Annotated in this window: 8 protein-coding genes; 1 reads left to right on the top strand and 7 read right to left on the bottom strand. The window is 65.9% G+C overall.

The features are described 5' to 3' along the window. Positions 1-55 precede the first annotated feature (55 nt). Entirely contained in the window at positions 56-964 is a 909-nt protein-coding gene (locus RFM98_RS05260; protein WP_320307840.1) for a LysR family transcriptional regulator, read from the top strand. Here RFM98_RS05260 and RFM98_RS05255 read toward each other — a convergent pair. The 7 genes from RFM98_RS05255 to RFM98_RS05225 form a co-directional block, all read right to left on the bottom strand. Then, entirely contained in the window at positions 961-2,994 is a 2,034-nt protein-coding gene (locus RFM98_RS05255; protein ID WP_320307839.1) for a dipeptide ABC transporter ATP-binding protein, read from the bottom strand. The genes RFM98_RS05260 and RFM98_RS05255 overlap by 4 nt on opposite strands. Further along, positions 2,987-3,877: an ABC transporter permease gene (locus RFM98_RS05250; protein ID WP_320307838.1), complete on the bottom strand. Its 891-nt coding sequence runs from the start codon at positions 3,875-3,877 to the stop codon at positions 2,987-2,989. Before RFM98_RS05250 ends, RFM98_RS05255 begins: the two co-directional genes overlap by 8 nt. After that, on the bottom strand, positions 3,874-4,827 hold the full coding sequence (locus tag RFM98_RS05245; protein ID WP_320308140.1) for an ABC transporter permease: 954 nt from the start codon (positions 4,825-4,827) through the stop codon (positions 3,874-3,876). Before RFM98_RS05245 ends, RFM98_RS05250 begins: the two co-directional genes overlap by 4 nt. 12 nt (positions 4,828-4,839) lie before the next feature. Continuing rightward, positions 4,840-7,194, bottom strand: a complete 2,355-nt coding sequence (locus RFM98_RS05240) for a molybdopterin guanine dinucleotide-containing S/N-oxide reductase (protein ID WP_320307837.1) — start codon at positions 7,192-7,194, stop codon at positions 4,840-4,842. Between the two features lie 117 nt (positions 7,195-7,311). Next, positions 7,312-8,976 (bottom strand): ABC transporter substrate-binding protein, encoded by a 1,665-nt coding sequence (locus tag RFM98_RS05235; RefSeq protein ID WP_320307836.1) that lies wholly within the window; start codon positions 8,974-8,976, stop codon positions 7,312-7,314. 240 nt (positions 8,977-9,216) lie between these two features. Next, positions 9,217-10,401 (bottom strand): mandelate racemase/muconate lactonizing enzyme family protein, encoded by a 1,185-nt coding sequence (locus RFM98_RS05230; protein ID WP_320307835.1) that lies wholly within the window; start codon positions 10,399-10,401, stop codon positions 9,217-9,219. A gap of 1 nt (position 10,402) precedes the next feature. After that, complete coding sequence (locus tag RFM98_RS05225; protein WP_320307834.1) at positions 10,403-11,506, bottom strand: mandelate racemase/muconate lactonizing enzyme family protein; 1,104 nt, start codon at positions 11,504-11,506, stop codon at positions 10,403-10,405. Between the last annotated feature and the right edge of the window lie 21 nt (positions 11,507-11,527).

Below are 11,527 nucleotides of genomic sequence, written 5' to 3'. Positions count from 1 at the left end.
TTTTGATTGCAGCCATCGAAATTTTCGATGGCGATCCACTGAAAGGCCGGAAGCGATGGACACCGAGAATCTGCGCAGCTTCCTGGAGGTTGCCGCGCATGGCAGCTTCACCGTCGCGGCCAGTCGCCTGAACCTTGCCCAGTCGACGGTCAGCGCGCGCATTCGCGGCCTGGAAGAGCAACTGGGGCGCAAGCTGTTCGTCCGCGACAGCGACGGCGTCACGCTGACGCCCGCCGGCCGGCAGTTTTTGCCGCATGCCTCGACGATCACCCGCACCTGGGAGCAGTCGCGCCAGGACATCGCCGTTCCCGATGGCTACGAAACGCTGCTCAGGCTGACCGCTCCCGCCTATCTTTGGGACAGCATAACCTCGCCCTGGATCAGCTGGATGCGGGAGAGGCGGCCGAATGTGGCGCTGCGGCTGGAAGGCAGTTTCCCGGACCTCGCGATCGACCAGATAGCCGAAGGACTGCTCGATATCTGCATCCTCTATCTGCCCAAGCCGCATCCGGGCATCGTCTATGAGACCTTGGCCGTCGACCAGGTGGTTCTCGTCCAGCACACCGAGCAGCCCGGATCGTGGACCGACAATTACATCCTGATGGATTGGGGGCTCGAGTTCCGCATCGAGCACGACCGTGCCTTTGCCGGTATCGTGAAGCCCGCCATCTCGGCCGGGCTGGTTTTCATCGGGCTGCAGCACGTCCTGTCGCAGAAGGCGGCCGCTTACCTGCCGCTCAGCGCGGTGAGCGCGCATATCGAGCGCGGCGAGCTGAAGCGCATCGAGGGCACCCCGGTGTTCCAGCGCCCGATCTATCTCGCCTATCCCGCCAATCCGGCATCGTCCGACGCTCTCGACATTGCGCTGAAGGGCCTGCGCATGCTGGTCAGGGACTGGGCGGATGCAAGCGGCTTTGCCGAGGGCGACCGCGCCCACAGCATGGCGGATGCGTTCGTGCCCTAAGCCGGCTCCATGGTCTTCGGCTTCTGCAGCCTTGCCAGTTCCGCATAGGGGATATGGCAGCGGATCGTGTGGCCGGGCTGGGCCTCGGTGAGATGAGGCTCCTGCGTCTCGCAGATCGTGCCGATCTTGCGCGGGCAGCGCGTGTGGAAGACGCAGCCCTTCGGCGGATTGGCGGCACTTGGGATTTCGCCGTCGAGGCGGATGCGCGAGGTTTCCGCCCGGTCGAGCTTCGGCACGGCCGACAGAAGCGCTTCCGTGTAGGGATGGTGCGGGCCGGAGAACACCGCTTCCGACGGCCCGAACTCCATGATGCGGCCGAGATAGAGAACGGCGATCTTGTCGGAGAGATAGCGCACCACGCCGAGATCATGCGAGATGAAGATGTAGCTGACATCCTGCTTCGACTGCAGGTCGGCCAGAAGGTTGAGGATCGCCGCCTGCACCGACACGTCGAGCGCCGAGGTCGGCTCGTCGCAGACGACGATGCGCGGATCGCCGGCGAAGGCGCGCGCGATCGCCACGCGCTGCTTCAGCCCGCCCGAGAGCTGGCGCGGCTTGACCGCCAGATGCCGGTCGGTAAGCCGCACCGAGCGAACGAGCTCTTCGAGACGCGTGGCCAGCGTCTTGCCGGTGAGCCCGCCCAGCCGCTTCAAGGCGCGGCTCAGGATATGCCGGATCGAATGCGAGCGGTTGAGCGCGGAGTCTGGATTCTGGAAGACGATCTGCACCGCCTTGACCTGGTCCTCCGAGCGGCTGGCAAGCCGTGGCGCGAGCTTCTTGCCTTCGAGCTCGATCGACCCGCCGTCGTCCGGCGGGACAAGGCCAAGCAGCAGCCTGGCGAAGGTCGTCTTGCCGCTGCCCGATTCGCCGACCAACCCGAGCGTCTCGCCAGGTCTCAGGCTGACCGAGACATCCTTGACTGCCCTGAGCGGATGGCCATGGCTGCCATAGGTCTTGCTCAGCCCTTCGACCTGCAGCACGGGCCGCGCATGCTTCGCCACGACGGCCGGAACGTCGGCCGGCGTGGCGCGCGGCAGCGACTGCGCCTTGTCGTGGTAGTGGCAGCGCGACAGCCGGCCGTTGCCCAGGTCATAGAGCGGCGGCGGCTCGGCGCGGCAGCGTTCGGTCGCCAGCGCGCAGCGGTCGGCAAAGGCGCAGCCGACGATGGTGGCGCCGATGCCGGGCAGGAAGCCCGGAATGGTGTCGAGCCGGCCCTGGTCCTTGCGCTGGCCGCCGCGCGGCAGGCAGCGCAGCAGCGCCACCGTGTAAGGATGGCGCGGATCGTTGAAGACGTCCTTGGTCGAGCCTTCCTCGACCAGCATTCCGGCATAAAGCACGCCGACGCGGTCGCACATGTTGGAGACGACGGCGAGATTATGGCTGATGAACAGGATCGAGGCCGACAGCTCGCGCCGCAGCTGCCCGATCAGGTCGAGCACCTCGGCTTCGACGGTGGCGTCGAGGCCGGTGGTCGGCTCGTCGAGGATCAGCATCGAGGGGTCGTTGGCCAAAGCCATCGCGATCGCCACGCGCTGCTGCATGCCGCCGGAGAGCTGGTGCGGATAGCGCTGCATGACGCTGACCGGATCGGAGATGCGCACCCGGTTCAGCATCGCGGTCGCCTTCTCGGTGGCTGCTTGTCCGGTGATGCCGGCGAGTTCGAAAATCTCAGTCAGCTGGCGGCCGATGCGCAGCGACGGGTTCAGCGCCTTGCCGGGATCCTGATAGACCATCGACACGCTGTCGGCGCGGGCACGCCGCAGCGCCTCGCTGTCGAGCTTCATGACATCCTGGCCGTCGAGCGAGATCGAGCCGCCGGTGATCGAGCCGTTGCGCGGCAGATAGCGCACCACCGAAAGTGCGACGGTCGACTTGCCGCAGCCGGATTCGCCGACCAGCCCATAGGCCTCGCCGGCCTTGATGGTCAGGTTGACGTTGCGCAGCACGGCGCGGTTGCGGCGGCCAACGCGATAGGCGACCGAAAGGTCCTTCAGTTCGAGCGCGTTGGCGGCTTGGCTGGGCTCAGTCATTGAACGCTCCATGCACACCGTCGGCCACCAGGTTGACGCCGATCACCAGCGAGGCGATGGCCAAGGCATCGAACAGCACCGTCCACCAGAAGCCGCCGCCGATCATGCCGTAATTGGAGGAGATCGAGAGGCCCCAGTCGGGCGAGGGCGGCTGGATGCCGAAGCCCATGAAGGAGAGCGTGGCGACGGCGAAGATGGCGTAGCCAAGCCGCACCGTCGTCTCGACCAGGATCGGCGGGATGACGTTGGGCAGGATCTCGACGAACATCGTATGCAGCGCGCCCTCATGGCGCAGCTTTGCCGCCGCGACATAGTCGAGCTCGCGTTCGGCCAGCACCGCCGAGCGCACCGTGCGGGCGATGATCGGCGCGAAGCTAAGCCCGATGACGACGATGACGGTCACCTTCGACGTGCCGAGCGCGACGATGGCGAGCAGCGCGATGATCACCACCGGGATCGCCATGAAGGCCTCCAGCACGCGGCTGACGATGTCGTCGACGATGCCGCGGAAATAACCGATCAGCAGGCCGAGCGCGGTGCCGGCCATGGTCGCCAGGATTGTCGCCAGCGGCGCCACCGTCAGGATGTCGCGCGAGCCGACGATGACGCGCGAGAAGACGTCGCGGCCGAGCTGGTCGGTGCCGAACCAATGATCGGCCGCCGGCGGCGTCAGCGCGTTGATGATGTCGCTTGCCAGCGGATCGTAGGGGACGAAGTGCTGGCCGAACAGCGCGCAGACGACCCAGAACAACAGGATGAAAAGTCCGGTCAGGAAGGTGCCGGACCTGGAGAGCGAATGCAGCACCTCACCCCAGGGGCTGCGCTGTGCGGTGTCGGGTGCAGAGGGCGCCGGCAGGTGGGCGGGCGTGTCGGTTGCGCTCATTGCTCTGCTCCCAGGCGGATGCGCGGATTGAGCACGGAATAGAGGAAGTCGGCGACCAGCGTCGCCACCGCATAGACGATGCCGATGGTCAGGATGCCGGCCTCCAGCATTGGAAAGTCCTTGCCGCGCGCGGCGGTGAAGATCAGCGAGCCGATGCCCTGATAGCGGAACAGCGTCTCGATCACGACCAGGCCGCCGATGAGATAGCCGGTCTGGGTGGCGATCACGGTGATGGTCGGCAGAAGCGCGTTGCGCAGCACATGGCGCCAGATCACCGTGCGCCACGGCAGGCCTTTGAGCACCGCGGTGCGCGTATAGTCGGAATCGAGCGCCTCGATCATGCCGGACCGCGCCATGCGCGCGATGTAGCCGAACAGCACCAGGAACAGCGGCAGCGAGGGGAGGATCAGGTAGTAGAGCTGGGTTAAGAAGCCGGCGCCTTTCGGCCAGGCGGCGGCGATCGGCAGCCAGCGCAGCCAGACCCCGAAGATCAGGATCAGGATGATGCCGGTGACGAACTCGGGCAGCACCGTGACCGACAGGCCGCCGAGGCTGATGATGCGGTCGAGCGGCCGGTTGAAATTGAGCGCGGCAATCACGCCGCCGAGGATGCCGATCGGCACCACCAGCACGAAGGCGACCAGCGCCAGCTTCATCGAGTTGCCCAAGGCATCGATGACGAACGGCGCCACCGGCGCGCGGAAGACGTAGGAGGTGCCCATGTCGCCATGCAGGAAATTCCAGATCCAGCTTCCGTACTGGACGAGCAGCGGCCGGTCGACGCCGAGCGAATGGTTGAGCGCATCGACCGCGCGCTGGTCGGCGAACGGCCCGAGAATGGCCCGCCCGACATTGCCGGGCAGCACCTGGCCGCCGAGGAACACCATGACGCTGAGCAGGAACAGCGTGATGAGCGACAGAGCCAGGCGTCGGGTGAGGAAAGCTAGAATGGCAGCGTCTCCTTACGAAAGACCTTTGCGCCCGGGCAGATCGGACGCATCGGACAAGCTCATAGTGGCAGGCGGATCGAATGCTGTCACCGGCGGAACGGGTCCCGCAAACCGCGACACCTGAACCAGCGTCGAATTGCAGGTCGGCGACTGCGCAAGCCGCGACGTGCCGCGATCGGGTGTCAGCACGTTCGGATTGCCGTGCTTTTCGAGGCCCTGCGGTTCGCCCGGACGGGCCGGATCGAACCAGGCGCCCGTCGGCAGTTGCACGACGCCCGGGATCAGGCTGTCGGTCAGCACGGCGCCGGCAAGGCATGATCCGCGCTCGTTGAAGACCAGGACCACCGCGCCGTCGGCGATGCCGCGTGCCGCCGCGTCCTTGCGATTGATCAGCAGTGGCGCGCGGCCCGCGACCTTGCTCGCCCGGCTGACCGATCCGTGGTCGTACTGGCTGTGCAGCTTGTCGGCCGGTTGCGGCGACAACAGATGCAGCGGAAACCGTTCCGCCAGGCTGTCATTGCCCAGCCACTCCCGCGGCTCGCGCCACACGGCGTGGCCAGGGCAGTCGTCATAGCCGAAGGACTCGACCGTCGCGGAGAAAAGCTCGATGCGTCCGGACGGTGTCGCCAATGGATGCCGCTCGGGATCGCCGCGGAACGCGCCAAGGAAGGTCTGCGAGGTCACCGAACGGGCAAGCTCGGCATGGCCGTCCTGCCAGAAGCGGTCGAAGGGCGGCATCTCCACGCCGGCAGCATTGGCATTCGCTGCCGCCTGGGCATAGAGATGCCGGATCCATTCGTCGGCGCCGCGCCCTTCGGTGAAGGCATCGCTCGTGCCGAGCCGCGCCGCGAGACCGGCGAAGATGGCAAAATCGTCGCGCGCCTCCTGGAACGGCTCGATCGCCTGCTTCATGGCGACGATGAGGTTTTCGCGGTTCGAGAAGGCGAGATCGTTGCGCTCCAGCGGCGTCGTCACCGGCAGCACGATATCGGTGTGACGCGCCGTCGCTGTCCAGAACTGCTCGTTGACGATGATCGTTTCGGGTCGCTGCCAGGCCTCGACCAGGCGGTTGAGATCCTGATGGTGATGGAACGGATTGCCGCCGGCCCAGTAGACCAGCCGGATGTCGGGATAGGTCAAGGCTGCCCCGTTGAAGTCGAACGACCCGCCCGGATTGAGCAGCATGTCGGCCACGCGCGCGACAGGTATGAAATGCGCCACGGCGTTCCTGCCTTGTGGCACCGAAGGCCAGCGGAACCCCATCTCCGGCCTGCCGGCGCCGTTCGTGGACGAATAGCCGAAGCCGATGCCGCCGCCCGGCAGTCCGATCTGGCCGAGCAGCGCGGCGAGCGTGATCGCGGCCCAATAGGGCTGCTCGCCATGGTCGGCGCGCTGCAGCGACCAACTGACCATCAGCATCGTGCGCTTTGCGGCCATCTCTCGGGCGAGTGCATCGATCGTTGCCGCGTCGACGCCGCTGAGTTTCGCCGCCCATGCCGGATCCTTTGGCTGGCCGTCGCTTTCGCCCAGTATATAGGCGCGCACCGTCTCGAAGCCGGTGCAGTAGCGCGCGAGGAACGCCTCGTCGTGCAGGCCATCGCTGATCAGCACATGGCAGAGTGCCAGCATCACGGCGGTGTCGCTGTTCGGCCGCAGCGGCAGCCATTCGGTCTCGACCCCGCGCGGCGCGTCGTCGCGCACTGGCGAGACGTTGATGAGCCGCGCGCCGTTGGCGAAGGCGTTGCGCAAAGCCGCCGACGCCTCGTGCCGCGCCGAACCGCCGCCCTGCACCTGCGTGTTGCGCCAAGGCAGCCCGCCAAAGGCGACGATCAGCTTGGCATGGCTTTCGATCCCGTCCCAGGTGGTGTGGTTGCCGGTCAGAGCATCGGTGCTGCCCAGCACATGCGGCAGGATGATCTCCGCCGCGCCATAGGAATAGCTCAGCACCGAACCGGTATAGCCGCCGATCGTGTTGAGGAAGCGGTGGACCTGGCCCTGCGCATGGTGGAAGCGCCCGGCGCTCGCCCATCCATACGAGCCGGCATAGATAGCGCTGTTCCCATACGACGAGCGAACGCGATCGAGCTCCGCCGCGACGATGTCCAGCGCCGTCTCCCAGGAGACTTCGATGAAGGGCTCGTCGCTTCGCCTGCTAGCCGGACCGGACCTGTCTCCCTCCAGCCAGCCGCGCCTGATGGCGGGGCGGGCGACGCGCAGCTCGCCTTGCACCGTGCCGAGCATCGATCGGCCGATCGGCGACGGGTCGGGATCGCCGCTCCACGGCTCGACGCCGACGAGCCGGCCGTTCTCGGCGCGGACTTCGTACGTCCCCCAATGCATGGTGGTGAGCAAGGTTGCGGTTCCCATGCGACGCATCATCCCGCCGCGGCGGCTGAGGGCAGGGCGCCTGGCGCCCTGTCCCGGCCGGCCACGAACCACCAGCCCCTCGGGGCAGGCGGTTCGGGATCTATGCTTGCCTCATGCTCAGCCTTTCGACGCCTTGTCGAGGAAAAGCTGCGACATGGCGGTGGGCTGCACGCCCGCCACGCCTTTCGCCGTCGCCGTCAGATAGTCGTAGAAATAGCCGAAGATCACAGGCGTTTCCTCAAGCAGCAGCTTCTGGATCTTGCCGGCGGTGGCCTTCTGCGCCTCGAGGTCGAGGGCTCCGATATAGCTCGCCGCCATCTGGTCGTAGTCCTTGTTCTTGAAATGGGCGGCATTCCAGGTGCCGTCGCTCTTCAAGGGTGCCGCGAGATAGACGTTGGGCACGCCGCGGTGGCCGTAGTCGGTGATGCCCATCGCCGAATCCAGCCAGTTCGACTTGCCGAACACGGCATCGCCGTAATAGGCGCCCTGGTCGAGGATGTTGAGCTCGAGCTCGATGCCGATTTCCTTGACCCAGTTCTGGATGAGCTGGGCGTATTCCGGGATCTCCAGATAGCGCTCGGTGGTGAGCGTCATCTTGAAGCCCTGGGCGACGCCGGCCGCTTCCATCAGCTGCTTGGCTTGGGCGATATCCTGCTTGCGCTGCGGCACGCTGGTGTCGGTCGAGGGGTAGACGGCGGCGAACGGGCTGTCATTGCCGAGCGACGCGCGGCCCTTCATCAGGCCGGCGGCGAGTTTCTCGCGATCGAGGCAGAGCGCGATGGCGCGGCGCACGCGGGCGTCCTTCGTCGGGCCTTCGTCGCAATGCATATGCAACTGCTGATGCGCGGACGACTTCAGGCTGATGACGTCGACATTCGGATCGTTGAGGACGGCCACGCCCGCCAGCACCGGCATCTGATTGATGATGTCGATCTGGCCGCCCTGCAGCGCCAGGATCTGCGGCTGAATGTCTGTGAAGAAGGTGAATTCGGTGCGATCCGGCAGCGCCTTGTCGCCCCAGTAATCGTCATTGCGCACGAAGGAGGCGCCGACCTTCGGCGTGTATTTCTCGAGCTTGAACGGACCGGTGCCGTCGAAGCTCTGTTCGTAGCCGCCCTTGTAGCTCGCCGGAATGATGACGGCGTTGTAGTTGTCGGACGACACCATGTAGGGGAAGTTGCCATTCGGCGCGTCGAGATGGAATTCGACGGTGTAGTCGTCGACCTTCTTGGTGTTGCCTTTCTGCAGGATGCCGCTGAACACCGACAGCGCGTTGGACGAATTGGCCGGATCGGCGAGCCGGTCGATGCTGGCCACCACGTCTTCGGCCTTCATCTCGCCGCCTGAGTGGAACTTCACGCCCTTGCGCAGCGTGAAGGTCCACACCGTGCCATCGGCATTCGGCTTCCAGCTTTCCGCCAGCGCGGGCTTCAGCACCAGGTCGGGACCGTCGACGCAGAGGAATTCGGCCACCTGCTGCATCACAACTAGGCCGCCGGCGTCGGCGATGGTCACGGGATCGATCGCCGCTGCCGGCACGCTGCTGCCGACGCGGATGGTGGCGCCGGCGGCACCGGCGGCACGAGCGAGCGAGGGCGCGGAGCCGAAGCCGGCCGCCATGCCGATGCGGCCGAGCAGCGGCAGCGACAGGCCAAGCAGGCTGCCGTGGCGCACGAATTCGCGGCGGCTGATGCGGCCGTCGATCAGGCCGTCGATGAGATGGTTTTCGAGCGGCGTGCGGCCGCGCCGGATGAGATCGAGAATGCGATAGTTCTTGCTCATGGGTCTAAGCCCTTTCCCCAGTTCCTGTGGTTGGCGAGTGCATTCAATTTGTGAGTTCCGTGGAGTTCTCCTGTTCCCGGCCCTCATCAGTATCGGTCGATGGACTGTAGCATGCGGTTCCGACCGGTCCATCCGCTCGTTGGGACGGAAAGGTCAGATTTTCTTGATGAATTGTCTGTCGGCCAAGCGGCGCATGGCCGCCCTTTTCCAGATAAATCCTGCTTGCTTTTCGACACCCTCCTAATTCAGCGGCAGTCTGCGGTAGGTCCCGGGCTTTTCCGGGTCGTGATACTTGTTGCAGGGGCCGTTCTCGGCGAAATCGCGATGGCAGGCGGCGAGCTTCTCCTGCGACAGCGTGACCCCGAGGCCGTGGCCTTCGGGCACCGGCACGGTATTGTTCTTCGGCGCGAACGGGCCTTCCTCGATGATATCCATCGGCTGCATGCGAAACAGCGACTGGTTGGGCTCCCTGATCCAGCCGAGCGCGGCACAAAGATGCAGGTAGCAGGCGCTGCCGATGCCGGTGTCGCCGCTGTAGCACCAGTAGTCGATGCTCGCATGCTCGCAGGCGCCGACGAAGCGCAGCATCCGGTTAATGCCGCCATGCGCCGTCGGGTTGCCGACGAAGGCGTCCGGCACCTTCAGCGCCATGGCGCGCGCGATGTCGATATTGTGGGTCGAGAACGGGATCGAGGTGTGACGGCGCAGCTCGCGCATCTCCTCGATGGTGGCCACCGGATCTTCCCAATTGCGCACGCCGAGCTCTTCGAGCGGCCGCGCCAATTGCCGGGCGGTGGCCAGCGAATAGGCTTGGTTGGAATCGATGCGGATCATCGCATCGTCGCCGAGCTTCCTGCGGATCAGCTCGACCATCTTCATCGAGACCTTTGGGTCCTGCGTCGAGAATTTGCCCTCGAAGAAGGTCGTGCCGTGGCGCTCGTTGAGTTCGACGCAGTAGTCGGCCACTTCTTCCGGCGTCTTCTCGCCCTTCATCCTGGCGCCGTCGCCGCGCAGCGAGAAATAATCGGTGAAGGGGATTTCCTTGCGCACCGCGCCGCCGAGCAACTGGTAGAGCGGCTGCTTCCAGGCCTTGCCGCGCAGGTCCCACAGCGCCATTTCGACGGCGCCGAAAGCCATGATGCGGCTGCGGTCGTTGATCGACTGCACGCCGCTCCAGAAGGGAAGGCAGACTTCCTCGGCGCCGGCGATGTCGAAGGCGTCGCGGCCGGCGAGCCTCGGCGCCAGCACATCGTTGATGATGGCCGCCGCGCCCGCCGTTGGCGCCTCGCCGATGCCGACGAGCCCATCCTCGGTCTCGACCTCGACAATGGTCGGCGAGAAGCCGTCGAGCTCGCCGAAGACCCAGACGTAAGGCGCCTCCAGCCGGTAGTTGATCGGGGTTGCCTTGACGCGCCTGATCTTCATGTCAGCCGATCTCGAAGAAAGGTTCGCCAAGCAGGCTCGGATCCACGTCGATGCCGAGGCCGGGGCCGTCGGGAACGCCCATATGGCTGCCTGTCACCGGCGGCGCGTTGGTGGCCGTGCGCACCGTCACCCATTCGTGGAAGGCGATGGCATGCAGCCGGCGCTCCGCTGGCGTCGACAGCGACAGATGCGCCATGGCGGCGGTGTCGATCTCGGCGCCGCCGGTGTCCTCCACCGTGATCATGAAGCCGAGATCGACGGCGACGTCACGGATCAGGCGGGTCTGCGTGACGCCGCCCAGCCGCGAGATCTTCAGCGTCAGCCCATCGGCCGCGCCACGGCGATGGATTTCCAGCATCTCGCCCAGCGAGGTGACGGATTCGTCGAGCACCATCGGCTTGTCGAGCATGCGGCGCACCGACATGTTCTCCTCGATCGTGGTGCAGGGCTGCTCGAACGTATAGTCGATGCCGCGCGTCGCGTCGGCGAACTGGCGCGCCTGATAGGGCGTCCAGCCGGCATTGGCGTCGCAGAAGATCACCGTGCCCTTCGGCACCGCGGCGGCAACCGTCGTCACCCGCTCGATGTCGTCGCGCACATTGCCGCCGACCTTGACCTGCAGGCGACGGCAGCCTTCGGCGATGATCCGCTTGGCCAAAGCCGCCATCTGATCGAGCGTGCCGTGGGTGACGACCCGATAGGTTTCCGCCATATCGCTTTCGCGGCCGCCAAGCATGGTCACCAGCGGCACGTCGGCCGCTCGCGCCGCCAGGTCCCAGCACGCCATGTCCAGCGCCGACTTGATGTAGGGATGGCCCTTGAACACCGTGTCCATCAGCCTGCCGATGCCGGCAAACCCGCGCGGATCCTGGCCGATGAGATGCGGCGCGATTTCCGGCACGCCCGCCCGCGTTCCCGCCGGAAACGCGGCCGAGTAGAAATTGCCGAGCGGCGCCATCTCGCCCCAGCCGGTCACGCCGCTGTCGGAGGTGATGGCGACGATCACCGCGTCGAAGCAGTCGGCGACGCGCCCTTTGGACATGCGGTAGGGCCCGTCCACGAAGGGCTGCACGACATGATAGGCCTTTATGCTCTTGATCTTCACTTTGCTGTCCGTTGTCCGCTG

This window comes from Mesorhizobium australafricanum (genome assembly GCF_033977265.1).
Classification (GTDB): domain Bacteria; phylum Pseudomonadota; class Alphaproteobacteria; order Rhizobiales; family Rhizobiaceae; genus Mesorhizobium; species Mesorhizobium australafricanum.
This window is presented reverse-complemented; position numbering and strand designations above follow the sequence as displayed.